The following is a 26888-nucleotide window of genomic DNA, read 5'->3' on the forward strand; positions in this document are numbered from 1 at the left end:
CACTGCTCCGCTGTGCGGACGGCCCGGGAACTTGCCGTGCGTGCACAGCGCGTCCCGGAGCGCCCGGAACCAAAAGGGCCAGCAGACTAGCACAGATGCCATAGTGTTGATGAGGGCCGTCAGGCCTGTCGCGTGGAACGGATGTCGATCGGCACCTTCAGACTTTCTTCAATGCCGCCGAGCCCGCACATTTCGTCATGCACCAAGGTGTGCACCAGGTTGAAGTTCAGCTTGGGAAAGGAGCGAAGGACATCCCGGGCATGCTCAACCGAACGCAAACTCATGGTATGACCATGCGTATCGTTCAACGGATACGCCGCGCCATGCATCCGCGCCTCGAGCAGATAAATCCCACCTTCCATCGAGATCAGGTTCAGCTCATCGACCTTCCCGGCGACGGCATAGGCATTCAATTCTTGCAGGTTCATGAACGCACCTCACACAGTGGCGAGCCAAGACCCTTACAGGGATATGCCTCGGAGCAGCAAAGTACAACCCGCAAACGGTGCCGCCCGTCTGTTTTGAGCACATCCACTGTGGCGGGGTTGCTCGCGCTGGGTTGTGTTGCCGCCCCATAAAGAAGGGGACTGCTTCGCAATCCAGCGGGAGCGAGCTTGCTAGCCACAAGGGAGCTTGTGCAGTCAATGCTTGGTGAGCTTATCCAGGTAGCCCATGGCGAAGGCCGATACCACGAAGGTCATGTGGATGATCACGTACCACTTCAGATGCTCGGGATCGACGTTCTTGGCGTCCATGAAGATCCGCAGCAGGTGAATCGAGGAAATCGCCACGATGGAGGCCGCCACCTTCATCTTCAACGAAGAAGAGTCCATGGTGCCCAGCCAGTTGAGCTTTTCCTTGTTGTCGTCGATATCCAGTTGGGAAACGAAGTTTTCGTAGCCGGAAATCATCACCATCACCAGCAAACCGCCCACCAGCGCCATGTCGATCAGCGACAGCAGCACCAGGATCAGGTCCGATTCGGCCATCGAAAAGACGTTAGGGATGACGTGGAAAACTTCCTGGAAGAATTTCAGTGCCAGCGCCAACAGGCCAAGGGACAAGCCAAAGTAGATCGGTGCCAGTAGCCAGCGGGAGGCATACATTGCGTTTTCGATAAAGCGTTCCATTGAATCTCACACGTGGTCTGAAAATGGCCGCGAGTATAACAGCCACCTGTCTATACCCAGAAGCGGGCCATAAACCGTTGGTAAATCCGCCACCTGCGCCTATGTGTCAAAGTTTTTCTGCTAGTGTCCAAACCATTGACAGCGCAATGACATCGGACAGGAAGACTGGAAATGGATGTGCGATTGCCCTTAACGAGTGCCGGAATTTGCCTCGCGCTGCTGATGAGCGCTTGCTCGCCCAGCGACGAGAAGCGTCAGGTCAGCCTTGATGAAAGGACTGCGCAGTTCGAGAAGTCTCTTGATGCGATCCAGGACCCGAAACTCAAGGATGCCGTGGCCGAGCTTGGCGGCTCACTGTTATTGCTGGAGCGCGCACAACTCAAGCTCGACAGCAAACCCGTGGTCGCCGAATACGGCGAAGACGCCCTCGCCGTGCTCAAGCACTACCCTTCGCCGCAGGCCTTGGTCGACACCTACATCAACGGCCTGTTCGTGCTGCACAAAGAATCCAGCTCCGATTACCTGACGGACCTGCAACCGGTGTTTCCTTTCAACTTCAGCATTCCGGCGGCGTTTTTGTTTCCCCATGGCCTGGAATGGCAATCAGTGACCTTGAGCAACAAACGCGTCATCGCCTTCCAGCCGGAATGGTCAGAAACCGATCCCGGCATTCAGCTGAGTCCGTCGAGCTCCAACCTGACCAATCCCGATGATCTGACGGTGGCCTACCCGTTCATCGAAGGCCTCGATGTCGACATCAAGAACCAGCCGCAACCGGTGAGCCTGCAAGGCAAGGTGGAAGTCATTGCGCCGAATCGACTCTATAGTTTCGATCTGACGAAAAAGGACGTTGGCCAGACGCGCGTCAACGACAACCTCAGCGTCAAGTTGCTGAAGCTGACCAACAACTACGCCGAAATCGAGTTCAACAACAGCGCGCCACCAGCCCCCGAGGTAGGGGAAATCCCGCTGAATCCACTGATCGTCCAGGCCAGGGACGTCACGGGGCAATTCCTCACGCGCTCTGGTTCCATCAATGAAACCGCCGAGCAAATTGCCTTCTATCAGCGACAGCTGGAGAAAATGCAGCAACAGAACGTCTGGAGCGACGCGTTCGAAAAGCAGCTCGACGAAGAACACCGCAACTTCGAAAAACAACAGACCCACCGTTACTCGAAAGTGTATTTCAACGGACCGATCGAAACCCTCGAAGTCAGCCTGCTGGATTTTTCCGCCGCGACGGTGACGCGCAAGGACTTGAACCTGCCGGTCCGGCGCTTCGACCGCACTACCACGGCGAAAACCATCCAGCCGTTGAATTTGCCGGTGGTGGTGTACGACGACCAGGCCCCGACGTGGCTTAAAGGCGCGACGCTGACCGAGGAACAACTGAAAAAAGGTGTCAGCATCACGCAATCAGTGGAGGACCCCAGCGCTGCGCGAGTCGAGTTCAGTCACCTCAGAACCTTCAATGATGAGCTGCTCGGCACGTCTTTCAGCGCCGGTGATAGCCCGGTCAGTTTTTTCACCGAGGACTCCAGCGGCAAACGCGACGAGCCGATTGAGCTGCCGCCGGAGGCCTATCAAGTTGATCCCCTGCGCGGCACTATTACCTATGACCTGAACCTGTTTCCGGAAACCCCGGCTTACGTCGTGGGTTCCATACCGTTGTTCCTCGCCACGGTGGACCAAAAAGCTTTCGACGCCCATCAACTGCCCAAAGGCCTGGAGCTCAAGGGCAACGCGCTGGTGGTGGATCTGAAAGTGTTTCCCGATCAGGACTGGCGTTTTTTCGCCAGGGACGACAGCGGCAACTACCTCAAGGAAATCCTCGCGGTGACCCACCAGGCGAGCACGGATGGCCCGGCGTTATTCGCCGTGCATTATTTTTACGGTCAACCCACACGCCTGGAAAGCTATCAGCGAACCGACCTCGCCACCGTGCAATATGGTTACGAGGTCAAGCTCGACAAGGCGGATATGTCCCACCTGGCTCAGTAACCTGTTCAGTGCTCAGGCCGGAATTCGAAACCATTGACGTTCCGGCAACGGCCTCCGTTGATTTCCCGCAGCTGGGCTTGCAGGTGCAGGCACCAGATCTGCGGATCATCGGCCAGTTCATAGCCATGCAGCGTCAGGCTTTCAACGATGGTGTCGAGGATGGATTCCGCCACGAAAGGGCCATGAAATGGGCCTTGGGCTTTAACGGCTGATGGTTGTTCGCCGGCCATTCCGGCGGCGAAGAGCAACGTCCACATGCCTTTATCCCCAGCCAGTGGACGGACGGCGCATTCGATACGGGTCACAAGACCCAGGCATTGTCGGGTGAGGCAGAGGTTGCGCGACATGGCGGCGACCCTCGGTAGATCCGGTATTCAACCTCCACGGGAAGGCTGTCTCGATCCAGTGATTACTGTCGATATCCCTGAGCAGAGAATAGAAGAAAAGTCTGACTAGCACGTCAAGTAAGGCCAGAAGGCGCCGAATGGTCACTGTGTGAAGTTTGGCGTCAGAGTTGTGGCGTTTGTTTTGAATACACCGGATAAAAATGTGGGAGCGAGCCTGCTCGCGATGGCCGTGTGTCAGACACCACAACGTTGAATGTCAGACCGCTATCGCGAGCAAGCTTGCTCCTACAAGTAGATCGGTGTGAGCCTCAGATTCAAGCCGGTTTGGCCTCCACCAGCGCTTCGACCGCCATTTCTTTTTCGGCTTCTTTCAGATCTTCCTCGCTGATCATTTCCGCAATCACCCGCAGGCGCTCCACCACCCGGGCGTTGACGCTGCCTTCAGGGAATTCACCGTTCTCATCCGGCTCACCCGCCGGCTCGCCGACCAACAGGCTCAAGGCCTCGTCGGCCTGGCGCACCGCGTAGACGTGGAACTGCCCCGCGCGCACCGCGGCCAGCACTTTCTCGTCGAGCATCAGCGTGGCGACGTTGGCTTGAGGAATGATCGCCCCCTGTTCACCGGTCAGCCCGCGGGCTTCGCAAAGACGGAAGAAACCTTCGATCTTCTCGTTTACTCCGCCTACCGCCTGCACTTCACCGAACTGGTTGATCGAACCTGTGATCGCAAAGCACTGCTTGAGTGGGGTTTTCGACAGCGCCGAAATCAGCGTGCAGGCTTCGCCCAGCGACGCACTGTCGCCATCCACGTAACCGTAGGACTGCTCCAGGGCGATACTCGCGGAAATCGCCAGCGGGAACTCCTGGGCGTAACGGCTGCCCAGATACCCGGTGAGAATCATCACGCCTTTGGAGTGAATCGGCTGACCGAGGTTGACCTCACGCTCGATGTCGACGATGCCGCTGCCGCCCGGATACACCGTGGCGGAAATCCGCGCCGGCACACCGAAAGCCGAGTCGCCGACCTCCAGCACCGTCAAACCGTTGCACTTGCCGACGGCGGCGCCATCGGTGTCGATCAGGATGATCCCGGCCAGCATGTCATCGAGAATCCGCGCCGACACACGGCCGGTGCGGGTCGCCTTGGCCTTGAGCGCTCGCTCGATGTGACCGGCGTCGGTCATTTCGTCATTGGCCAGGTGACGGATGAAATCGGCCTCGCTCACCAGTTGAAACAGATCACCAATCCGCGCCGACAAACGCCCCTGGTGCTCGGCCAGCCGCGCGCTGTAGGTCGCCAGACGCGCTACGGCATCGGCGGTCAACGGCGCCATGCCTTCTTCCGAAGTACGGGTTTTCAGCAACTGGGCGAACTGCTCCAGACTCTCATCGACCATCGGGATGTCTTCATCGAAATCCACCAGGACGCGGAACATCTCCTGGAAGTCCGGATCGAGGTCTTGCAGCGTGTAATAGAGCGAACGGGCGCCAATGATCACGACTTTGACCTGCAACGGAATGTGCTGCGGATTCAATGTGACGGTGGCAAAACGGCCCATCTCGCCCAACGGCGATTCCATTTTCAGCTTGCGCGACTGCAGGGCGCGTTTCAGCGCGTCCCACACGAACGGCTCGCTGAGCATTTTTTCCGCTTCGAGGATCAGGAAACCGCCGTTGGCCCGGTGCAATGCACCCGGTCGCAGCTGCCGGTACGTGGTGTACAACGCGCCTTGGTCAGTGCTGTATTCGATGCGGCCGAAGAGGTTTTCGTAGGTCGGGTGCGGTTCGAACACCACAGGCGCACCGCCACTGGCCGAATGACCGACCACCAGGCTCGGCGCGTATTGTTCTTCCAGCAATTTGCGCGCAACCGCGTCGGTCTTGCTGTCGTCCACCAACTGCTCGACCACGGTCTTGAGCAAATACACCTGCATCGCTTGCAGGTAACCGCACACCGCGGCGTTCTCGGCGTATTTCTCCGACAACGGCGACAGCAACGGCTGCAGGGCCAAGGTGATGGTTTCTTCGTTGAGGTGGCGCAGTTGATTGCTCGACTCGCGCTTCCATTGCGGCAAACTCGCCAGCTCTTCGTTCAGACGCTCTTCGAGATTGGAAATATCCTCGTGGAAGCGCTCGCGCTCGGCCTCGGGCAATTGGGCGAATTCCGCCTCGTCCAGCGCCTTGCCTTCGAGCATCGGCGTGAACGCAATGTTGCTGGCATCGCGGTAGAGCGCGACGTCTTTCTCCAGCGCCAGGCGTTCGATTATGTCCAGCGCCTTGTCGTAGCGCTGATTGAACGCGCGGTCGATGGCGCTTTTCTTTTGCTGGTAGGACGGGTGTTCGAACACCGCAGGAAAGGTTGCCAGCAGGTTGTCGATCAGGCCGTTGATGTCACCGATGAAGGCACCGGCAGTGCCCGACGGCAGTTCCAGTGCGCGAGGCTCGCGCGGCTCATCGAAATTATTGACGTAAACCCAGTCCGCCGGGGTCTGCAGGCGTTTGCCTTCGGCTTTCAGGTAGCGTTTGACGAACGAAAACCGGCCAGTGCCCGGTTCGCCCATGACGAACACGTTGTAACCGGGGCGTGGCATGGCCACACCGAACTGCAAGGCTTCGACCGCACGTTCCTGGCCAAGCACACCGCGAAAGGGCTCCAGATCATTGGTGGTAGAGAAGCTGAACTGTTCAGCGGAAAACGGACGAGTCAGCGCTTCAGGCGCTAGACGCAAGCTGGCAGCAACAGGATCAGGCATCGGGCTTCCTTACATCAGGCGGGGCAGATAGCGGCATTCTGGCGCTGCCCATACCTCACTTGCAAGGCGCGCCTCAAGGCAAAGCATAGACAACCCACCAGCCCCAGGCGGGCCGGGGCCAAATCAATGTTTACGTTGAATGTTTTGCAAAAAATCACGGAACCCCGGGATCGTGCCTAAACTCCAAACTGCGCGGCTGGACTAATAACCGGCCCAACTGGCGTCAGATAGGCGCCAGCACCCCTTGTCCATTGGTATGCACACAAAGAGAACAAAGCTATGAAACGGATTCTTCTCGGTACTCTCTTCACCGCTGTTTCCATCAACGCCATGGCTCAGGCGCCAGGCGGCCCGGATTGCGGTTGGGGCAACATGCTGTTCGAAGGTCAGCGTGGCACTCCAGCTCACTTCCTGGCATCCACCACCAACGGCACTTCCGGCAACGCGACTTTCGGTATGACTTCCGGCACCAACGGTTGCTCGACCAATGCGTCGCTGACCTATGGCGGCAAATCCTGGTTTGCCATGAATGGCATGATGAATGAACTGTCCGAAGACATGGCTAAAGGTCAGGGCGAAGCGCTGACCACCTACGCCGTGGTACTGGGCGTGGCGCCGGAAGACCGTGCGCACTTCGCCGCTGTCACTCACGAGCACTTCCAGCAGATCTTCAGCAAGGCTGACGTGACCGCGGAAGATGTGCATACCAACACCCTGGCCGTCCTGAAGAGCGATCCTCGTCTGGCCAAGTACGCGACTCAGGCTTAAGCTCGACCGCACCCCGCTTCTTTCGGGAAGCGGGTTTTATTTTTTGGACTTTCGGCCATATCGTCCAATTGTAGGAGACGGCTTGCTGGCGATGGCATCACCGCGGTGTATCTGAAAAACCGTGTTGATGCCATCGCCAGCAAGCCGGCTCCTACAGAGGACGTTTTTCCGTACCGGGTCTTAATTTTTTTCGACTTAAGTTGCCACCTATGCTCAAACGCCTTGCCTGGCTGGCGCTCTGTGTCTGCGCCCCGCTGTCCGCCGCGCCCCAAATCGACTCTCAACGTTTGCAGCAACTGGCCAATGACCCTTTCTGGATTTCCCTGGGCCATTACGAAACCGCCAAGCTCGGTGGCTGGCGCAGCTATGTCAGCGACAAGAAATTCTTCCTCGCCGCCGATGGCAACGAACACCCGGACCATGAACTGGCGGCCACCGTGCAAGCGTTGTACGCCCCCGCCAATGCTGGCGAACAGCATGCGCAATGCGTCTACCCTGCCCGCACCCGCTGGCTGAAAGCGCAGCTCAACCTGAGCGATCTGCCGACCCCGCAATGCGCCGAGTTCAAGCAATGGTTCAAGGACGTCTCGCCCCACAGCGCGGTGATGATCTTTCCGGCGGCCTATCTCAACAGCCCGTCGTCAATGTTCGGCCACACATTGCTGCGCATCGATCAGGCTGACGTTCAGGCCGACAAGACTTCGCTGCTCAGCTACGCGATCAACTTCGGCGCTTACATCGAGGGCTCCGACAACAGCATCCTCTACGCGTGGAAAGGCTTGATGGGCGGTTATCCCGGCCTGTTTGCGCTGGTGCCGTATCAGGAAAAACTCTCGGAGTACCGCAGTCTCGAAAACCGCGATCTGTGGGAATACCGCCTGAACCTGACCCAGCAAGAAACCGAGCGCATGGTCGAGCACGTCTGGGAGCTGAAACAGATCCAGTTCGACTATTTCTTTTTTGATGAAAACTGTTCCTATCGCTTGCTGGAGCTGCTGCAAGTGGCGCGTCCGAGTCTGCGCCTGACCGAGCAATTCCCGATCACCGCCATCCCCACCGACACCGTCAAAGCCGTGAAAGAGGCCGGGCTGGTGGAGTCCATCCAGTACCGCCCTTCCCGCGAGCGCGAGCTGCTGAGCCGCGCCGAGCCGTTAACCGACGAAGAACAGCAATGGGTGCTGAAAGTCAGCGCCGACCAGAAACAACTGCAATCACCGGAGTTCAAGGCTCAACCCCGCGACCGTCAGGCGCTGATTATCGATGCCGCCTATCGCCTGGAGCGCTATCGCGCCAATGGTCAGGAACGTGATCCGCAACGGGCTCAGCGCAGCTTCGAATTGCTGCGGGCGATCAACCAGAACCCCGCACCGGAACTCGATATCCCGCAACCCGGGCTCCCGGAAGATGGCCACGAATCGCGCACTTGGCAGGCCGGCCTCGGTACACGTGGCGATCGCGCGTTTGGCGAATACGGCCTGCGCATGGCCTATCACGACCTCAACGACAATTCGGAAAGTTTTCCGCTCGGCGCGCAGATTGAAATCCTGCAACTGAAGCTGCGCCAGTACGAAGGCAATGACTGGCAAGTGCAGCAACTGGACCTGGCGACCATCCGCTCCCTGACCCCGCGCAATGAGTTGCTGCAACCGCTGTCGTGGCAGGTCACCGGCGGTCTGGAGCGTGTGCCGGGCAAGCATGACGACGAAACCCTGGTCAGCCACGTGAATGGCGGTGGCGGCGGCACCTGGCAACTGAGCGACAACACGCTCGGTTTTGCCTTGGGCACCGTGCGCGTCGAGCACAACAATGACTTCGCCGAATTCATCTCTCCGGCAGCGGGTTTCAACACCGGCCTGCTGTGGAAAAACCCACTGGGCAATATGAGCCTTGAGGCAAAAGGCGATTTCTTCACCAATGGTGAAGTGCGCCGTAGCGTGAGTCTGAACCAGCAATGGGAATTGTCGCGCAACCTCGGTTTACGCTTGAGCGCCCAGCGCGAATTCAGCCACTTGGCCACGCCCGAGAATGAAGTGATGCTTGAGGTTAAGTGGTATCACTATTAAAAGATCGCAGCCTTCGGCATTGGAATGCGGTCCCTGTAGGAGCTGCCGCAGGCTGCGATCTTTTGATCTTCCTTTCACATCCCCCTCACGAACCCGCCTCTAGACTTCCCTTACAGGCCATATTGCGGCCCGGGAGTCCAAGATGCTGCGTTGTGCAGTTGTGGTGGGATTGTTGATGTTGATCGCCGGTTGCCAGACAACCCACGAAGATCTGATCGCCAAAGGTTATCCACCGGCGTTCGCCGACGGTTTCGATGACGGTTGCAGCAGTGGCCGCCAGGCCGCCGGAGCCATCACCGGCGAATTTCGTAAAAACGTCCCGCGTTATCTGAAAGACAAAAACTACGCCGAAGGCTGGAGCGATGGCTTCCGCCAGTGTCAGGCCATGCGCGAAAGCGAGGATCGCGACGACTATCGCAATCGCCATGGGGACGACCGCGACAAAGCCTGGCAGCAACAGAAGGATCAGGACGCAGCACGGGCCTATCGCTCGCCATAGGTCGCTGACAGACATCCGTCGAAACTAAAAGCCTGCAACCATGGCCCAAACCCTATAACGGGAGAACGCAATGAGTCGCGCCTTCGTCAATGAAGATAATACCGCCGCGCAAGCCGATCAGCCGGTCGAACGGCAGGTCAGCGCGCAGCCCAATTACGTCACACCCACGGGCCTCGTCCAGTTACAGGCGAAGGTAGCCGAGTTGCAGAATTTGCTGGGAGAACTGAGCGCGCAAGGAGAGTTGGCCAACAAGCAGAGAGAGGCCGACCTGCAGCGCGACTTGAGGTATTTCAATCAGCGTCTGCAAAGCGCTCAACTTGTACCGCCCGCCAATTCAACGAAAAAAGTGCAAATCGGCAGTCGAGTGACGTTCGCCGACGAACAGGACACCGAGTTGACCGTGCAACTGGTCGGTGAAGATCAGGCCGACGCGCCGGCCGGCCTGATCAACTGGGGCTCACCGCTGGGCCGGGCATTGCTCGGGGCGCAACTCGGTGACGAGGTGCTATGGCAACGCCCGGCCGGCGATCAGATGATCGAGATCATCCGCATCGAACCGGCTTAAACCACGCCCTGGGCGAGCATGGCGTCGGCGACTTTGACGAAGCCGGCGATGTTCGCGCCCTTGACGTAATTGACCTGACCGTTCTCTTCGCCGTAGTGCACGCAAGCGTGGTGGATCGATTGCATGATCGCGTGGAGCTTGCTGTCCACTTCGCCACCGGTCCACAGCAAGCGCATGGCGTTCTGCGACATCTCCAGCCCGCTCACCGCGACACCACCGGCATTGGACGCCTTGCCCGGTGCGAACAGAATGCCCGCCTCGATAAACAGGTCCACCGCCTCAAGCGTGGTTGGCATGTTCGCGCCTTCCGCCACACAGATGCAGCCGTTGCGCAGCAATGCGCGAGCGGCGTCGGCATCCAGTTCATTTTGCGTGGCGCATGGCAGTGCGATGTCGCAGCTCAGCCCCCATGGATGCTGGCCGGCGCGGAACTCCAGGCCAAAACGAGCGGCCAGTTCACTGATGCGCCCGCGCTGGACGTTTTTCAGTTCCAGCACTGCTTGCCATTGCGCTTCGGTCAAACCGCTTTCGCAGTACAGCGTGCCTTCAGAGTCGGACAGGGAAATCACTTTGCCGCCCAGGTCCATGACTTTGCGCGCAGCGTACTGCGCGACGTTGCCCGAACCGGAGATCGCCACGCGCTTGCCTTCGACGCTCTCTCCACGACGCTTGAGCATTTCCTCGGCGAAGTACACGCAACCGAAACCGGTGGCTTCCGGGCGAATCAGGCTACCGCCGTAGCTCGGGCCCTTGCCGGTCAGCACGCTGGTGAACTGGTTGCTCAGGCGCTTGTATTGACCGAACAGGAAGCCGATCTCGCGGGCGCCAACGCCGATATCACCGGCCGGCACGTCCACGTCGGCACCGATGTGACGGTACAGCTCGCTCATGAAGGCCTGGCAGAAGCGCATGACTTCCGCATCACTTTTGCCTTTCGGGTCGAAGTCCGAACCGCCCTTGCCGCCACCCATGGGCAACGAGGTCAGCGAGTTTTTGAAGGTCTGCTCGAAAGCCAGGAACTTCAGCACACCAAGGTTCACCGAAGGATGGAAACGCAGGCCGCCCTTGTACGGCCCGATGGCGCTGTTCATCTGGATACGGAAACCGCGATTGACCTGCACTTTGCCGTGATCGTCGACCCAGGAAACCCGGAACACGACTGCTCGCTCCGGCTCGCAAATACGTTCCAGGATGCCCGACGTCAGATAGTGCGGATTGGCTTCCAGAAACGGCCACAGGCTGCGCAGGACTTCTTCCACGGCCTGGTGAAATTCAGGCTGGTCCGGGTCGCGTTTTTTCAGGCGGGCAAGGAAGGATTCGACGGATTCGATCATGGAAATGTCTCGGCAAATTTATTGTCGTTGGAGATTTTGAGCCGGACTTTAACAAACGAATCGCGCACAGGAACAGAGCAGAATGTCGCTTTTATGAAATTAAATGGTGCACAGGATATAAATTAATCCTCGTTTCGGAGTGTTTTTGCACCCGAATGGGGATTCTCACTTCGAGTTTTGCACCATCAGATATACCGCTATCGCTAGCAAGCCAGCTCCTAAAGGGGCGGCGCAAGGCTCGGGATTGTGAACACCACGAAATCTGTAAGAGCTGGCTTGCCAGCGATGAATACATCGCGGTGCCACTGAAAAAAACGCAAAAAAACGGAGCCCGAAGGCTCCGTTCTTTATGCAACCAACCTGAAATCAGGCCAGTTTCTTGTGCCGTACACGATGCGGCTGAGCTGCCGCTTCGCCGAGACGCTTTTTGCGATCGGCTTCGTATTCGGTGTAGTTACCCTCGAAGAACACCGCTTGCGAGTCGTCTTCGTACGCCAGGATGTGCGTCGCGACGCGGTCAAGGAACCACCGATCGTGAGAGATCACAATGGCGGCGCCCGGGAAGTCCAGCAGGGCTTCTTCCAGGGAACGCAGGGTTTCAACGTCGAGGTCGTTGGACGGTTCGTCGAGCAGCAGGACGTTGCCGCCCTCTTTCAGGGTCAGGGCCAGGTGCAAGCGACCACGCTCACCACCGGACAGGTCCTTGACGAACTTCTGCTGATCGCCGCCCTTGAAGTTGAAGCGACCGACGTAGGTACGCGACGGGATCTCGTAGTTGCCGATGCGGATCTGGTCGGAACCGTCGGAGATTTGCTGGAACACAGTCTTGCTGCCGTCCAGGTCTTCGCGGCTCTGGTCCACGCAGGCCAACTGCACGGTTTCGCCGACTTCGATGCTGCCCGAGTCCGGCGTTTCCTTGCCCATCAGCATGCGGAACAGTGTGGATTTACCGGCACCGTTACCACCGATCACGCCAACGATGGCGCCTTTGGGCATGGAGAACGACAGGTTGTCGATCAACACGCGATCGCCGTAGCCCTTGGTGACGTTCTTGAACTCGATGACCTTGTCACCCAGGCGCGGACCGGCCGGAATGTAGATCTCGTTGGTTTCGCTGCGCTTCTGGAATTCCTGCGATTGCATTTCTTCGAAGCGTTGCAGACGAGCCTTGGATTTGGACTGGCGGGCCTTGGCGCCTTTGCGCACCCACTCCAATTCTTCCTTCATGGCTTTTTCGTGGGCCGACTGCTGCTTGGATTCGGCAGCCAGACGATCGGACTTGGCTTCCAGCCAACCCGAATAGTTGCCCTCGTAAGGAATGCCCGCGCCGCGGTCGAGTTCCAGGATCCAGCCAGCAACGTTATCCAGGAAGTAACGGTCGTGCGTGATCGCTACCACGGTGCCCGGGAAGTCGTGCAGGAAATGCTCCAGCCAGGCAACCGAATCGGCGTCCAGGTGGTTGGTCGGTTCGTCGAGCAGCAGCATGTCCGGAGCGGACAGCAGCAGGCGGCACAGGGCCACACGACGTTTTTCACCACCGGACAGGAATTCGACCTTGGCGTCCCATGCCGGCAGACGCAGCGCATCGGCGGCGACTTCCAGTTGGCGATCCAGGTTGTGACCATCGCTGGCTTGCAGGATCGCTTCGAGCTTGGCTTGTTCAGCAGCCAGTTTGTCGAAGTCGGCATCTTCGTCAGCGTACGCCGCGTAGACCTCGTCCAGGCGTGCCTGGGCGTTCTTGATCACGCTGACCGCTTCCTCGACCACTTCACGCACGGTCTTGGTCGGATCAAGTTGTGGCTCTTGCGGCAGATAACCGATGTTCAGCTCCGGCATCGGACGGGCTTCGCCCTCGAACTCGGTGTCGACGCCGGCCATGATTTTCAGCAGCGTGGATTTACCCGAACCGTTGAGGCCGAGCACGCCGATCTTGGCGCCGGGGAAGAAGGACAGGGAGATGTTTTTCAGGATTTCCCGCTTCGGCGGAACAACTTTGCCCAGCCGATGCATGGTGAATACGTATTGAGCCATGGAGAACCTAGGGTCAGTGACTGATGAATGATTGGAGCGCAGGCGATGCCCGGGCCAGACCGTGCGCGTTCTACGCTGGACGAGGCCCATGCGTGCGCGCTGAAAAAAGTCTGATTCTAGGAGCTGGAACGCTCCCGCGTAACCGGCAAAGCTACCTGAATGACGGAAGGCCGTCCAGCCGAGCGGGGCTGGCACTTTGCCACAACTCAAGGCATGCTAGCCGCCCTTCGGGCGTCCGGCTTATAGTGCACGTCGCGCCAGTCCAGCCAAACCGCAGGATTCAAGTTTGTCCAAAGTCCCTCCGTCCCTGACTACCAGTGCACCGACTGTGGCGCCCGGTTCACCCCTGCGTGGAACATTGAAAGGCGCGTTGGCGACGCTCGTGCTTTTGCTGCTGGCATTGATGTTCTGGCAGTTGCTTGATCAGTTGCGCGAGACCCAGAAAACCCAGCGTCAGTACACCATCGACTACACCGCCGACCTGGCCGCGCAAGTCAGCCTGAACATGGCACTCAACGCCCGGATCGCCCTTAATTTATTACCGATCGTCGAACAGCCTCAGAGCGACGACGAACAGCAGGAGTTACTGCGCAAGCTGCAAAAATCCTTGCCCGACCTGCTCAGCCTGGCGTTGCTCAGCCCCTCCGGAGCCATCCTCTCGGATAGCGCGACTAACAGCGAAGACGCCGACTATCTTAGCGAGTTGGTCCGACGCAGCCGTGCCCAGACCCACTATTACAGCAACGCCATCGACGGCTCGGTGGTGAATCTGTTGCTGCATCAAGCCAGTGGTAGCACCCGTGGCTACTGGATCCTGCGCCTGAAGCCGACGTATTTCTCATCACTGACCAATCTAAACGAATACGGCATCCGTCCGCTCTGGCTGGTGGAAAACCGCCTCAATCACCAGATCATCAGCCGCGATGCCGCGCTGCCGCAGGTCAATCCGGGGACGTTGACCCAGGACGATCTGGCCAACAGCGTGCTGACCGTTCCGCTGAGCAGCAGCGACTGGCAACTGCGCGGGTTGTTCGATCGCCAGCGAGTCCTCGAAGAACTGCTGCCCGCCTTCATAGGCAAATGCCTGCTGGGCCTGGCTTTCTCCATGCTGCCGTTCATCGTCCTGCTGAACATGCGCCGTCGCCAACGCCAGTTGCATGAGGGACGTCGACGATATCAGGAAATTTTCGAAGGGACCGGCGTGGCGCTGTGCGTCCTCGATATGTCCGGCCTAAAGAGCGCCTTCGACAAGACCCGATTGCAAAGCAACGAACAACTGCAAGCATGGCTGGAGGACCCGGAACAGCGCCGGCAATTGCTGCAGGAGTTGCGCATTACCGAGGTCAACCAGGTCGCGCTGCAACTGCTCAACGTCAATACCTGCGCACAAGCCTGGACACTGCTGATCGACGGCAACCCGCTGGACGGCAGCGCCATCGGCAATCAAGTGCTAGAAGCGGTGCTCACCCAACAGAAAAAACTCGAGCTGGAAATCAAACTGCAGGACGCCCTCGGCCGCGACCTGCACCTGTGGCTGGTGCTGCGCCTGCCGGAAAGCCTTGAGGACTATAGGGCGGTGATCCTCAGCATCACTGACATCACCAGCCGCAAACTCACTGAGCTGTCGCTGCTGGAACGCGAAGGCTTCTGGTCCGATGTTGTGCGCACCGTGCCGGATCACCTGTACGTACAGGACGTCATCAGCCAGCGCATGATCTTCAGCAACCACCATTTGGGTCAGACGCTGGGCTACAACCGAACCGAATTGCAGCAGATGGGCGAGTATTTCTGGGAAATCCTCCTGCACCCCGAAGACGCCGACTATTACCACCGCTCGCGTCAGATCCAACGGCAAGCGGGTTACAGCCAGTTGATGCAGTGTCAATTGCGTTTTCGTCATCGGGACGGCGAATGGCGTCGCTTCGAGATTCGCGAACAAGCGCTGGCAAGGGACAAGCATGATCAGGTCACGCGAATTATCGGCGTGGCCAAGGACATCACCGACCAGATCGAGGCCAGTGAATCGCTGCGTGACAGCGAACAGCGTTACCGGATGCTCGCCGAAAGCATCAGTGACGTGATTTTCTCCACCGATTGCCGGATGGCACTCAACTATGTCAGCCCTTCGGTGCAAGCGGTGCTGGGCTACGACGCCGAGTGGATTTTCCAGAACGGCTGGCAATCGACCATCGCCAACCCGCAGCAGCTGAGCGGTATCTACAGCTTGATGGACCGGGTCAGCAAAGCGCTGGATCAACCCGATCAACTGGCGTTGTTGCGCAGCCAGGTTCAAACCCAACTGTATCTGTTCGACTGCCTGCGAGCTGACGGACGCAAGATCCCCATCGAGCTGCGCCTGGTGCTGGTCTGGGACGAACACGGCGCCTTCGAAGGCGTGCTGGGGGTAGGTCGCGACATCAGCCAGCAACGCCGGGCCGAAAAAGATTTGCGCATGGCCGCCACGGTTTTCGAACATTCGACCTCGGCAATCCTGATTACCGACCCGGCCGGTTACATCGTCCAGGCCAACGAAGCTTTCAGCCGTGTCAGCGGTTATGCGGTGGAACAGGTGCTCGACCAGTTGCCGAACATGCTCACCGTCGACGAGCAGCAGGACGCCCATCTGCGTTATGTACTCAAGCAATTGAATCAGCACAGCACCTGGGAAGGTGAAGTGTGGCTCAAGCGTCGCAATGGCGAGCACTACCCGGCCTGGGTCGGCATCACCGCGGTGCTGGATGACGAAGGTGATTTGGCCAGTTACGTGTGCTTCTTCAGCGACATCAGCGAGCGCAAGGCCAGCGAGCAACGGATTCACCGCCTCGCCTACTACGACGCCCTGACGCACCTGCCCAACCGCACACTGTTCCAGGATCGCCTGCACACTGCGCTGCAGCTTGCGGAACGGCAGAAGTCCTGGGTGGTGCTGATGTTCCTCGACCTCGACCGCTTCAAACCGATCAACGACTCCCTGGGTCACGCCGCCGGCGATCGCATGCTCAAGGAAATGGCCACGCGCCTGCTCGGTTGCGTTGACGATGACGACACCGTGGCGCGCATGGGCGGCGATGAATTCACCTTGCTCCTGCAACCGCGAGCCAACCGTGAAATCGCCTTGAACCGGGCGGTTCACGTGGCTGAACAGATTCTTGCCAGCCTGGTGAAACCGTTCGTTCTCGAAGGCCGCGAGTTCTTCGTCACCGCCAGTATCGGCATCGCCCTGAGCCCGCAGGACGGCGATGAGCTCAGCCAGTTGATGAAGAACGCCGACACCGCGATGTACCACGCCAAGGAGCGCGGCAAGAACAACTTCCAGTTCTACCAGGCGGACATGAACGCCAGCGCCCTGGAGCGCCTGGAACTGGAAAGCGACTTGCGCCACGCCCTGGAGCAGGACGAGTTCGTGTTGTATTACCAACCGCAATTCAGCGGCGATGGCAAACGCCTGACCGGTGCCGAAGCCCTGCTTCGCTGGCGTCATCCGCGACGTGGCCTGGTGCCGCCCGGGGATTTCATTCCGGTGCTCGAAGAGCTGGGCCTGGTGGTGGATGTCGGCGATTGGGTGATCAGCGAGGCGTGCCGCCAGCTCAAGAGCTGGCATCAGGCCAAAGTGCGGGTGCCCAAGGTGTCGGTGAACATTTCCGCCCGGCAATTTTCCGACGGGCATCTCGGCATGCGCATCGCCACGATCCTCAAGGAAACCGGCCTGCCGCCGGCGTGCCTGGAGCTGGAGCTGACCGAAAGTATCCTGATGCGCGAAGTCAGCGAGGCGATGCAGATCCTCGACGGCCTGAAAAACCTTGGCTTGAGCATTGCGGTCGACGACTTCGGCACCGGTTATTCATCGCTCAACTACCTCAAGCAGTTCCCGATCGACGTGCTGAAAATCGACCGCACCTTCGTCGATGGCCTGCCGTCGGGTGAACAGGATGCGCAGATCGCCCGGGCGATCATCGCCATGGCCCACAGCCTCAACCTCGCGGTGATCGCCGAGGGCGTGGAAACCCAAGAGCAACTTGATTTCCTGAGGGAACACGGTTGCGATGAGGTCCAGGGCTACCTGTTCGGCCGTCCTATGCCGGCCGACAAGTTTGAGGTGCAGTTCAGCAATGATGCCCTCTTCATGTTCGACTGACGCTCAGCGTTGCACCTGAAAAGATCGCAGCCTTCGGCAGCTCCTACATTTGGAATGCGTTCCTCTGTAGGAGCTGCCGAAGGCTGCGATCTTTTGACTCTGGGGTCATGAACACCACTTGTCTGCGACATGATGCCGTTTCATATGCCATCTAAAACCCATTGGGTTAGAATGCCCCCCTTTTCTGCCCCCGATCCTTGAGGACCGCCATGTTCAGCCGTGATTTGACTATTGCCAAGTACGACGCCGATCTCTTTGCCGCCATGGAGCAAGAAGCTCAGCGCCAGGAAGAGCACATTGAGCTGATCGCTTCGGAAAACTACACCAGCCCTGCGGTGATGGAAGCTCAAGGCTCGGTTCTGACCAACAAGTACGCCGAAGGCTACCCGGGCAAGCGCTACTACGGTGGTTGCGAGTACGTTGACGTCGTTGAGCAACTGGCCATCGACCGTGCAAAAGAGCTGTTCGGCGCCGATTACGCCAACGTTCAACCGCACGCCGGTTCCCAAGCCAACAGCGCCGTTTACCTGGCCCTGCTGTCGGCTGGCGACACCATCCTGGGCATGAGCCTGGCCCACGGCGGTCACCTGACCCACGGCGCCAGCGTTTCGTCCTCGGGCAAGCTGTACAACGCCATCCAGTACGGCATCGACGCCAACGGCCTGATCGACTACGACGAAGTCGAGCGCCTGGCCGTTGAGAACAAGCCAAAAATGATCGTGGCCGGTTTCTCTGCCTACTCGCAGATCCTCGACTTCCCGCGTTTCCGCGAAATCGCTGACAAAGTCGGCGCCTACCTGTTCGTCGACATGGCCCACGTGGCCGGTCTGGTCGCCGCTGGCGTCTACCCGAACCCGGTTCCATTCGCTGACGTCGTGACCACCACCACCCACAAGACCCTGCGCGGTCCACGTGGCGGTCTGATCCTGGCTCGCGCCAACGCCGACATCGAGAAGAAGCTGAACTCCGCAGTATTCCCGGGCGCCCAGGGTGGCCCGCTGGAGCACGTGATCGCTGCCAAGGCGATCTGCTTCAAAGAAGCGCTGCAGCCTGAGTTCAAGACTTACCAGCAACAAGTGGTGAAGAACGCCAAGGCCATGGCCGGCGTGTTCATCGAGCGTGGTTTCGACGTGGTTTCCGGCGGTACTGAAAACCACCTGTTCCTGCTGTCGCTGATCAAGCAGGAAATCTCTGGTAAAGACGCCGACGCCGCTCTGGGCAAAGCGTTCATCACCGTGAACAAGAACTCCGTGCCAAACGACCCACGCTCCCCGTTCGTCACCTCCGGCCTGCGCTTTGGCACCCCGGCTGTGACCACTCGTGGCTTCAAGGAAGCAGAGTGCAAGGAACTGGCGGGCTGGATCTGCGACATCCTGGCTGACCTGAACAACGAAGCGGTGATCGACGCCGTTCGCGAGAAGGTCAAGGCGATCTGCAAGAAGCTGCCGGTGTACGGCGCTTAATAGCCCCGTTAAATCTGCTGCATGAAAAACCGGCCAGAGATGGCCGGTTTTTTTTCGCCCTGGATTTGTAGGAGCCGGCTTGCTGGCGATTTGTCCTTGAGCCTTGGAAAGATCTCTCGGCCGCCATCGCCAGCAAGCGGGCTCCTATAAGGTCTGCACCACTGGTCAGACCGGTCATGCCAATTTCATAATTTCCACTTGCGGTTAATGAAAATCCTCGCCTAGACTGCGCCTGCACTGGACATACCGGTAAGACCACAATAATTAAGTCCTGAATCTGATGCGCACAGCGCACGGCAGCCAGGACACCGACCAGGATTCCTCCCATGCTCAGATGGTGCTCGCGTTCAATCTTCCTCCAAGTGGTTCTCGGACTGGTGCTCGGCATCGTCTGCGGGCTGACCCTTCCTGAATACTCCGCTCAGCTCAAACCCCTCGGTGACGGCTTTATCAAGCTGATCAAAATGCTCATCGGCCTGATCGTGTTCTGCGTCGTGGTCAGCGGCATCAGCGGTGCCGGCGATCTGAAGAAGGTCGGACGCATCGGCCTCAAATCGGTGATCTACTTCGAAGTGCTGACTACCATCGCTCTGGTGATCGGCCTGGTGTTCGCCTTCAGCACCGGTATCGGTAGTGGCGCGAACATTCATCTGGATCAGCTTTCCGCTGCCGACATGGGCGATATCGCCCAGCGCGGCCAGCACATGCACACCACCACGCAGTTCTTGATGGACCTGATTCCGACTTCGGTGATTGGCGCCTTTGCTGACAACAACATCCTGCAAGTCCTGCTGTTTTCCGTGCTGTTCGGCAGCGCGCTGAATCTGGTGGGCGAAGCGGCGTCGGGTATTTCACGACTGATCAATGAGCTGAGCCACGTGATCTTCCGCATCATGGGCATGATCGTGCGTCTGGCGCCGATCGGCGTGTTCGGCGCTATTGCCTTCACCACCAGCAAATATGGCCTGGATTCGTTACAGCATCTGGGCAGCCTGGTCGGCCTGTTTTACCTGACCTGCATCGCCTTCGTCGCGCTGATTCTCGGCCTGGTGATGCGCCTGTCCGGCCTGAAAATGTGGCCGTTGCTCAAGTACCTGCGTGAAGAGCTGCTGATCGTCATGGGCACCGCCTCGTCCGACGCCGTGCTGCCACAAATCATGCGCAAGCTTGAGCATCTGGGTATTGGCAGCTCCACGGTCGGGCTGGTGATTCCCACCGGGTACTCGTTCAACCTCGACGGTTTTTCGATCTACCTGACCCTGGCCATCGTGTTCATCGCCAATGCCACCGGCACGCCGCTGGCCATGACCGATCTGCTGACGATTCTGTTGGTGTCGCTGATCACGTCCAAGGGCGCACACGGTATCCCGGGCTCGGCGTTGGTGATTCTGGCAGCGACCCTGACCGCCATTCCGGCGATCCCGGTGGTCGGCCTGGTGTTGGTGTTGGCCGTGGACTGGTTCATGGGCATCGGCCGTGCGCTGACCAACCTGATCGGCAACTGCGTGGCGACCGTGGCCATCGCTCGCTGGGAAAAAGACATCGATGTGCAACGGGCGAACAAGGTGCTTTCCGGCCAGGTGGGTTATACCTTCCAGCCGCGAAAACCAGTGACACCCGCCCATCAACAGGAATTCTGAGTTCACCACTGCAGGAGCTGCCGCAGGCTGCGATCTTTTGATTTTTTGATCCTGCCTGCGATACCGCCCTTACAGGCTCATGGAGCAATCAAGTGATTAGTACATCAACCGTCGTAAATTCCGTCGTAGAAAAACTTCGGGCCGCACTGGCCCGCGGTCAGTGGCGCTCCGGCGAAATGTTGCCGGGGCAACGTGAACTGGCCGAGCAACTGGGCATCAGCCGCCCGAGCCTGCGTGAAGCGGTGATCGTGCTGGAAACCCTTGGCCTGGTTCGGTCGATGCCGGGCAAAGGCGTGGTGGTGCTGGAAGCCAATCTCGCCGACAGCCAGTCGCATGACAGTGCAGTGGCCGCGGCGAGCCTGGAAGACGTGCTGCAACTGCGCTACACCCTTGAGCCGTTCATCGTCGGCCTGGTGGCGCAATCCATCAGCAGCAAGGAAGTCGGGCAACTGCGCCTGACCCTGATGGACATGCGCGAAGCCCTGGAAGCCAACGACAGCGAGGCCGGCGTGAACGCTTACATCGCGTTCCACGAAGAGCTGTTCACACTCACGTCGAATCCGATCTTCCAGAGCGTGGTCCAGCAGACCAGCAACGCCCTTAAGCAAAGCGCCGAGGTGCTGCGCAACTCTCCGGAGCACCTGGCTGAACGCCTCGAAGAGAACGAAGCCGTGGTACGGGCGATTCGCAGCAAGAACAGCGCTCAAGCGAGCGCCGAAATGCGTCGGCACATCCTTCGCGAAGGCCAGCGGATGGGCATCGAATTGAACATTCCGGATGACAACCTCCGCAGTTGAATCCTCCTCGAACCGGAGACAGGCCATGAACAGCTTCGCCTCAGCGCAATACAACCGCGACACACCTACGGCCCTGCCCTTTTCCCGCGTCCGTGGCCAGAAGCTTTCGGCTGAGGACCTTTATTCACAGATTTTCGACGCCATTCTTGATCAGCGCATTGATTCTGCCAGCCGCTTTACCGAAGACAGCCTGGGACAGATGTTCGGTGCTGGCCGCAGTGAAATACGCCGGGTGCTGGTGCGCCTGTACCATGAGCAAGTGGTCATCCTGCGGCCCAATCATCGCCCGCGCATCGCAGCGCCAACTTGCGAGCAAACCCGACAGGTATTGCACGCACGACGCCTGGCCGAGACCACGCTCGTTCAACTTGCCGGCCAGCACCATCGCCCCGGCGACCTGAACACATTGCGTGACCTGATAGATGAGCAACGCAAATATCAGGATCGTGGTCAGCGCGGACCGGCAATCCGACTGTCGGGTGAGTTTCACCTGCAACTGGCGAGCATGGCCGGCAATAATCCGCTAGCGAACTTCATTGGCAGCCTGGTGCCATTAACCTCTTTGGCGATTGCACGGTTCGCGACAAACATTGAAGGCTATTGTTGCTGGCGCCGACAGGCCGCAATCGTCGATGCCCTGGAACAAACTGAAATCGCTACCGCAGTGCGATTGATCAACCAGCATCTGGATGAAATCGAACAAAGTCTGGTCAGCACACAGCAATAAGAAACCGGCCAGTGATGACCGGTCCCCCCTGTTTTCTAATCAGAGAAAGCTCAATCGGCCGGGTTAAACCTTGCGAAGTCCAACGACAACACCTCTGGCAAACTGTCGTCCGCAGCATGCAACAAGGCCTGGCCGACGCCGGCAATCCCCAGCATCATTCCCAGATCGGGGACATTGCGCTCCTCGAGAAAGTCTTCATTGAAGAAGTTATGGGCGACCTGAGAGAGCGCGCGTTTTACCTTTGCGACACCCGCGTCGTTGTGGGTGTCGCGGTAGAGTTTCAGCAAGCACACAAGATTGCCGAAATCCCCGTGACACAGGCTGTAACCAGACTCCAGCCCCTGTTCCCAGAGATGACGTTCGCAACGTTCTGCATCCTGTTCGAGCGTTACCCTGGTTTCGACGTCCAGCACGTCGGCCATCGATTGGAGCAACCAGCGTCGACAAAGCAGAATGCCCGCGTCGCCATGACACCACTTGATCGTGGTAGAAGACTTTGCGCTCTCCCGCAGATCAAGCCAGAAACCGTCCACCGTAAGGCGGTTCTCTGCCTGCACCCACTGGGCGATCACTCCTGGCAGAAGTGGATCTTTCGTCACTTCCCAGACCTTGCCCAGGGCCATCAAGACACCGGAAATACCGTGGGAAAAACCCGTCCACAGCGGTTTGCCCGTCGCCTTGAGCAACAATGTTCCGTTTTCCAGTGTCAGCGCGGATTGAATGACCTGCGAGAACTTTTCGATAAGAGGCCGTAGGGTTTCGCGCTTTTCAAGTTGATAGAGGTTCACCAACACGATCACGGCCCCGCACCAACCGTGAATGAAATCGAACTCGTCGCCGTCCTGTGGAAAATCTTCCAGTTTGAGCAACTGCTCCTCAATGATCGCTTGGTAAGTATGGCGACCGGTGATTATTTGGTAATTGACCAGAACGTACAGATACGAGGTCAGGCCGAAATAAGCACTGACGCTCGACTCGCTGGGGAAATGGCCTTGGGACTTGGTCATCGCGCACAGGATTCTCTCGGCGTCGCTCAGATATCGCGCCGAACCGCTGGTGCGGAACAAACTTAGAAAGAAAATCGCCAAGCCGCCCATGCCGTTGTACAAACCGCTGCCCATGGGCGTAATGAAATGACGCTGGGTTCGTGGGTGCGTGTCCATGAATGTCCAGGCTACATCCCCCTCTTCGCCGTCGATGCGCAGTCTCTCGATGACCCCGGCAATGTTAACGGCGCCTTCGAGGTACTGCGCCCGGTTCAACTCCGGCACCGCTTTCAAATGATGTGCGCGGTTGAGTGGCAACGCCTCATTGGCGACGGGGAATAGACACATCTGCAAAATATGAATTTGCAATGCTTTGTCGGCGCAAGACAGGTGTTCCAGCTTCCGTCGGCAACTGTTGAACGGGCGTTCGATGGCCAACGGGGCCACGGCCTCGCCATGGGAATTGATCAAATGACTGGAAAGCAAAGGTAGGGTGAAACACGGAATGTTGGCTTTCTTCAGATCATCGATTTCATGCTTGGGAATGTTGTAATCGTTGAGTGTTTCGCTCAGATCCGACCATAAGGTCGCCAGCAGCAACTCATGCTGCACCCCGCAGCGGGTAAAGCGCGGATGGAGCATCATCGCGATGAAGTCCGCGTAACGCTGGGTATTTTTGATCAGGACGCGGGTTTTCAACGTCCCGGCATGCTGCGCGAGCAATTCCACTAGCGCGTCCCGGTGATTGATCAATTCATCGTAACCGCGCTCGAAACCGAGGAGAAATGCGTCTTTGTAGTCAGAGACAGAATGCGTCTCGCCATTGAAAACGGGCAGGTGCCGAATAACCGGATGACTGTCGAAGTCGACTTTTTTCAAGCGGTAAAAGCCTTGTTCGCGGACCAGCTGTTTTCTTTTCCCCGCAAATTGTTGCTGTCGGCTCAGGCCGCTGTAGTCATTGTCAGAGTCCGGTGAATAAGGCACGAAGCCACTGGAAAATACTGACTGCCCATTGAGCTTGATGGTTTTGAACAGCGCACGGCTGTGGGGCAGATTGGTCCGCAAATCGATCATGGAAGACGTGAACAGGCACTCCAGATCGATCATCACCGGGCTACTGCCACAGGCGATCAGGTTTTCGTAGTGAAAATCGATGCCGTTCAAGGCGTGAATAACCGCGACCTGGGTGCCTAGGCGCTGGAAGAAAAGGGCCAGTTCCGCTTCCGATTCACAAGGCAGATTCTCGATTTTTTCGATCCAGCAACGGTTTTCCCGAGACACCATGACCGGAGCGTAAATGGCGAAACCGGGATCTCCGGTCCTGTCATGCAGGTGATGCAGCAATGCATTGTAAAAAAACGCTTCGCTATTGCTCCTTGGCTTGTACACCAGCGACTGACCACCGACCTGAATGAAACAGACCGTTTCGCCATTGGCATGGGCGTCTCCCTGGCCGAGGAGTATCGAGTCGATCCGCTTTGCGGCCAACTCAAAAGCCGGTCCGAGCCGATTGAAATCTTCTGCGAAATGCTCGATGACTTTGTAAAGGTAGGCCACCGTGTCTTCGATCAAATCCACCAGCAAACGTGCCAGCACCGGGTATGCGCCCAGAAATTCAACCAGCGTCTCGTCTACTAGCGTCTGGTCAAACGATTCAAGATCCAGCTCGGCGCCGTCGGCAATCCGACTGTTTAACTGATGAACCAGCGACTTTTCCGCCAAGTACTTCACCCGGGCCGTTATATACGGGCGTACACTTGACAAAAAAGTCATTACATCAATTAACTTACAAGCAGAATTGTATTTACCGTTTTGCTCGAAACAACACTTGAAGTACCCATACCACGAAGCACAAAACCGACCGAAATTTTCTTCGCCATTTATATCGCACTCAACCGGTAATAAAGAAAGGCTTCTGACTTTATCTTGAAGAGTTTGAACTGCCGGCGAAACCCCTTGGTTATCCGAGGATTCAAGCAAATAAACACTCTCAAGTAATTTTTTTCGGTCGACACCGAAATGACGCAGAGTGGCGTAATCATTTTTGTGTAAAAGTTCGAGACTCTTGCGCAGCGCTTCTTGATCCAGCGCTGATTTCACGCCCCATGTTTTATGTTCAGTGAAATTCAAAACATCAGTCAACATTGCTAACCGCTCGTGATAAAGCAAGGTGGGTCTATGACCCACCCTGCATTAGGGGGAAGTTAGCAGCCGCAGCCCAGGACCGTGCAATGCAAGGTTCCGCACGACATGTTGGTGCACATGCCTTCACCACCGACATTGGCATCAGCGGCGCTTACGTAAGCTTCGAACTCGGCATCCAGTTCACCGGACAGATCCATGATTTGCTCTTGCATAAATTTCTCCTGATAATTATTAGTCGCCTTGTTTGGCGCCATTAAAGTTATCACTCAAAACACTCTGCCACCGCCAATCAATTCGAACCAAATGTAAACTCACCACTCACTTACCCGCTACGAGCAAGTAACAAAAATCAACAACCCACTTACAATTTACACATACAGCAACAACCAAAACCCCAAACTCCCTGACAACCCAACAGAACCGCCAAATAAATATTTATAAAAATATAACTAAACAACACCCTTTAACAGGCTCATTCCGCCGCTACTCGTGCAAACCCCTCACGAATTTTCTTTTCCGGCAGATCATCGGCAATGAACACAATCACGCTCTCGCGCACTTCGTCTTCGGCCCACTCGGTATCCCAGTCGAAACCATAAAGCTTCAGCACGCCTTGAAACACCATTCGCCGTGGCTCGCCAAGGATGTTCAACACACCTTTGTAGCGCAGCAATTGCTTGCCATGGTCTTCCAGCAGCTCGTTCATGAACTCGCTGAGTTTGTCGATATCCAGCGGTTTGTCTGTGCGCAGCACCAGGCTGGAAATGCGGTCGATGGACGGGGCTTGGCTCACCGGGCGCAAACTCACACCGCCACCGAGGTCGGCATTGAGATTGAAGCCGCGAACATCGAGCAGTTCGGCCAAGTCGATGTTGCCGTGATCGACCACACGAATCGGCGCGCGCCGGTTGATCCGAGTCAGGCGTTCGCTCAATGCGTTGAAGGTCGGCTCGTCCACCAGATCGCGTTTGCTGACCAGCAAACGGTCGGCAAAACCGATTTGCGCCTGGGCGATGGTCTGGGTCAGGTGCGTTTCGGCGTGCGCCGCATCCACCAGGGTGATGATGCCGTCAAGGATGTAGCGCTCGCGCAATTCCTCATCGATGAAAAAAGTCTGCGCCACCGGTGCCGGATCGGCCAAACCGGTGCATTCGATCACTAGTCGGTCAAAGGCGATTTCGCCACTGTCCAGGCGTTCGAGCAGCAGGTACAAGGCCTTGGTCAGGTCGGTGTGGATGGTGCAGCAGACGCAGCCGTTGGACAGCGTCATCACTTGCACCGGCTCCTCGCCCAACAGTTGGGTGTCGATGCCGGCGTCGCTGAATTCATTTTCGATCACGGCGATCTTCAGGCCGTGCTCGGCTTTGAGCAGGTGGCGCAGCAGCGTGGTTTTGCCGGCGCCGAGGAAGCCGCTGAGGATTGTGACGGGTATAGGAGCAGACAAAATAGGGTCTCCTGGACGCAGAAAAAACTGTAGGAGCCGGCTTGCTGGCGATGGCAATTT

At 57.9% G+C, this 26888-nt stretch carries 19 protein-coding genes; 10 read left to right on the plus strand and 9 right to left on the minus strand.

The annotated features are described in order from the left end of the window. Positions 1 to 119 precede the first annotated feature (119 nt). On the minus strand, positions 120 to 428 hold the full coding sequence (locus KGB21_RS17820) for a DUF6482 family protein (protein ID WP_223506049.1): 309 nt from the start codon (positions 426 to 428) through the stop codon (positions 120 to 122). 213 nt (positions 429 to 641) lie between these two features. After that, positions 642 to 1130 carry a TIGR00645 family protein gene (locus KGB21_RS17825; protein WP_034148219.1) on the minus strand — a complete coding sequence of 163 codons (489 nt, stop codon included), beginning with the start codon at positions 1128 to 1130 and terminating at the stop codon, positions 642 to 644. Between the two features lie 171 nt (positions 1131 to 1301). Here KGB21_RS17825 and KGB21_RS17830 point away from each other — a divergent pair, with 171 nt between their 5' ends. Beyond that, a complete protein-coding gene (locus tag KGB21_RS17830) occupies positions 1302 to 3131 on the plus strand; it encodes a hypothetical protein (RefSeq protein ID WP_223506052.1) in 1830 nt (609 codons plus the stop codon). A gap of 5 nt (positions 3132 to 3136) precedes the next feature. Here the strand turns inward: KGB21_RS17830 and KGB21_RS17835 are convergent, their stop codons facing one another. Next, positions 3137 to 3478: a hypothetical protein gene (locus tag KGB21_RS17835; RefSeq protein WP_223506054.1), complete on the minus strand. Its 342-nt coding sequence runs from the start codon at positions 3476 to 3478 to the stop codon at positions 3137 to 3139. A gap of 314 nt (positions 3479 to 3792) precedes the next feature. Beyond that, entirely contained in the window at positions 3793 to 6231 is a 2439-nt protein-coding gene (locus tag KGB21_RS17840) for a Lon protease family protein (protein WP_034148216.1), read from the minus strand. A gap of 279 nt (positions 6232 to 6510) precedes the next feature. Between KGB21_RS17840 and KGB21_RS17845 the strand changes: the two genes are divergently transcribed. The 4 genes from KGB21_RS17845 (at position 6511) to KGB21_RS17860 (ending at position 10126) form a co-directional block, all read left to right on the plus strand. Continuing rightward, positions 6511 to 6999, plus strand: a complete 489-nt coding sequence (locus KGB21_RS17845; RefSeq protein ID WP_020798660.1) for a DUF3015 domain-containing protein — start codon at positions 6511 to 6513, stop codon at positions 6997 to 6999. A 209-nt stretch (positions 7000 to 7208) separates the two neighbouring features. Continuing rightward, entirely contained in the window at positions 7209 to 9062 is a 1854-nt protein-coding gene (locus KGB21_RS17850) for a DUF4105 domain-containing protein (RefSeq protein WP_223506056.1), read from the plus strand. Between the two features lie 142 nt (positions 9063 to 9204). Continuing rightward, positions 9205 to 9561: a hypothetical protein gene (locus KGB21_RS17855; RefSeq protein WP_223506058.1), complete on the plus strand. Its 357-nt coding sequence runs from the start codon at positions 9205 to 9207 to the stop codon at positions 9559 to 9561. A gap of 70 nt (positions 9562 to 9631) precedes the next feature. Then, positions 9632 to 10126: a GreA/GreB family elongation factor gene (locus KGB21_RS17860; RefSeq protein WP_223506060.1), complete on the plus strand. Its 495-nt coding sequence runs from the start codon at positions 9632 to 9634 to the stop codon at positions 10124 to 10126. Here the strand turns inward: KGB21_RS17860 and gdhA are convergent. After that, entirely contained in the window at positions 10123 to 11460 is a 1338-nt protein-coding gene (gene gdhA / locus KGB21_RS17865) for an NADP-specific glutamate dehydrogenase (protein WP_034148212.1), read from the minus strand. The two genes, KGB21_RS17860 and gdhA, sit on opposite strands and share 4 nt — an antisense overlap. Before the next feature lie 366 nt (positions 11461 to 11826). Then, positions 11827 to 13491 (minus strand): energy-dependent translational throttle protein EttA, encoded by a 1665-nt coding sequence (gene ettA / locus KGB21_RS17870; RefSeq protein ID WP_034148211.1) that lies wholly within the window; start codon positions 13489 to 13491, stop codon positions 11827 to 11829. Positions 13492 to 13777: 286 nt separating this feature from the next. Between ettA and KGB21_RS17875 the strand changes: the two genes are divergently transcribed. From KGB21_RS17875 to KGB21_RS17895, 5 genes are all read left to right on the plus strand, one after another. Further along, on the plus strand, positions 13778 to 17626 hold the full coding sequence (locus KGB21_RS17875; RefSeq protein ID WP_317846734.1) for an EAL domain-containing protein: 3849 nt from the start codon (positions 13778 to 13780) through the stop codon (positions 17624 to 17626). 209 nt (positions 17627 to 17835) lie between these two features. After that, a complete protein-coding gene (gene glyA, locus KGB21_RS17880) occupies positions 17836 to 19089 on the plus strand; it encodes a serine hydroxymethyltransferase (RefSeq protein ID WP_034148210.1) in 1254 nt (417 codons plus the stop codon). Positions 19090 to 19415: 326 nt separating this feature from the next. Then, a complete protein-coding gene (locus KGB21_RS17885; protein WP_034148209.1) occupies positions 19416 to 20729 on the plus strand; it encodes a C4-dicarboxylate transporter DctA in 1314 nt (437 codons plus the stop codon). A gap of 92 nt (positions 20730 to 20821) precedes the next feature. Next, positions 20822 to 21526 (plus strand): FadR/GntR family transcriptional regulator, encoded by a 705-nt coding sequence (locus KGB21_RS17890; protein ID WP_223506062.1) that lies wholly within the window; start codon positions 20822 to 20824, stop codon positions 21524 to 21526. Between the two features lie 25 nt (positions 21527 to 21551). After that, a complete protein-coding gene (locus KGB21_RS17895) occupies positions 21552 to 22253 on the plus strand; it encodes a GntR family transcriptional regulator (RefSeq protein ID WP_034148207.1) in 702 nt (233 codons plus the stop codon). A 50-nt stretch (positions 22254 to 22303) separates the two neighbouring features. On the opposite strand, the gene lanM is transcribed toward KGB21_RS17895, so the two are convergent. The 3 genes from lanM to yjiA all read right to left on the minus strand — a co-directional run bounded on the left by lanM (position 22304) and on the right by yjiA (position 26828). After that, positions 22304 to 25384 carry a type 2 lanthipeptide synthetase LanM gene (gene lanM, locus KGB21_RS17900; protein WP_223506064.1) on the minus strand — a complete coding sequence of 1027 codons (3081 nt, stop codon included), beginning with the start codon at positions 25382 to 25384 and terminating at the stop codon, positions 22304 to 22306. A 59-nt stretch (positions 25385 to 25443) separates the two neighbouring features. Then, a complete protein-coding gene (locus KGB21_RS17905; protein ID WP_155292748.1) occupies positions 25444 to 25596 on the minus strand; it encodes a hypothetical protein in 153 nt (50 codons plus the stop codon). A gap of 260 nt (positions 25597 to 25856) precedes the next feature. Then, on the minus strand, positions 25857 to 26828 hold the full coding sequence (gene yjiA / locus KGB21_RS17910) for a GTPase (protein ID WP_034148206.1): 972 nt from the start codon (positions 26826 to 26828) through the stop codon (positions 25857 to 25859). Positions 26829 to 26888 lie beyond the last annotated feature (60 nt).

The organism is Pseudomonas sp. GL-RE-29 (assembly GCF_019947275.1).
Classification (GTDB): Bacteria; Pseudomonadota; Gammaproteobacteria; order Pseudomonadales; family Pseudomonadaceae; genus Aquipseudomonas; species Aquipseudomonas fluorescens_A.

Coding starts and splice junctions, on each gene's coding strand:
- KGB21_RS17885 (WP_034148209.1), top strand. CDS start 19,416: ATGCTCAGATGGTGCTCGCGTTCAATCTTCCTCCAAGTGGTTCTCGGA.
- lanM (WP_223506064.1), bottom strand. CDS start 25,384: ATGTTGACTGATGTTTTGAATTTCACTGAACATAAAACATGGGGCGTG.
- KGB21_RS17835 (WP_223506054.1), bottom strand. CDS start 3,478: ATGTCGCGCAACCTCTGCCTCACCCGACAATGCCTGGGTCTTGTGACC.
- KGB21_RS17850 (WP_223506056.1), top strand. CDS start 7,209: ATGCTCAAACGCCTTGCCTGGCTGGCGCTCTGTGTCTGCGCCCCGCTG.
- KGB21_RS17895 (WP_034148207.1), top strand. CDS start 21,552: ATGAACAGCTTCGCCTCAGCGCAATACAACCGCGACACACCTACGGCC.
- KGB21_RS17825 (WP_034148219.1), bottom strand. CDS start 1,130: ATGGAACGCTTTATCGAAAACGCAATGTATGCCTCCCGCTGGCTACTG.
- gdhA (WP_034148212.1), bottom strand. CDS start 11,460: ATGATCGAATCCGTCGAATCCTTCCTTGCCCGCCTGAAAAAACGCGAC.
- KGB21_RS17840 (WP_034148216.1), bottom strand. CDS start 6,231: ATGCCTGATCCTGTTGCTGCCAGCTTGCGTCTAGCGCCTGAAGCGCTG.
- KGB21_RS17845 (WP_020798660.1), top strand. CDS start 6,511: ATGAAACGGATTCTTCTCGGTACTCTCTTCACCGCTGTTTCCATCAAC.
- KGB21_RS17905 (WP_155292748.1), bottom strand. CDS start 25,596: ATGCAAGAGCAAATCATGGATCTGTCCGGTGAACTGGATGCCGAGTTC.
- ettA (WP_034148211.1), bottom strand. CDS start 13,491: ATGGCTCAATACGTATTCACCATGCATCGGCTGGGCAAAGTTGTTCCG.
- glyA (WP_034148210.1), top strand. CDS start 17,836: ATGTTCAGCCGTGATTTGACTATTGCCAAGTACGACGCCGATCTCTTT.
- KGB21_RS17855 (WP_223506058.1), top strand. CDS start 9,205: ATGCTGCGTTGTGCAGTTGTGGTGGGATTGTTGATGTTGATCGCCGGT.
- KGB21_RS17820 (WP_223506049.1), bottom strand. CDS start 428: ATGAACCTGCAAGAATTGAATGCCTATGCCGTCGCCGGGAAGGTCGAT.
- KGB21_RS17860 (WP_223506060.1), top strand. CDS start 9,632: ATGAGTCGCGCCTTCGTCAATGAAGATAATACCGCCGCGCAAGCCGAT.
- KGB21_RS17830 (WP_223506052.1), top strand. CDS start 1,302: ATGGATGTGCGATTGCCCTTAACGAGTGCCGGAATTTGCCTCGCGCTG.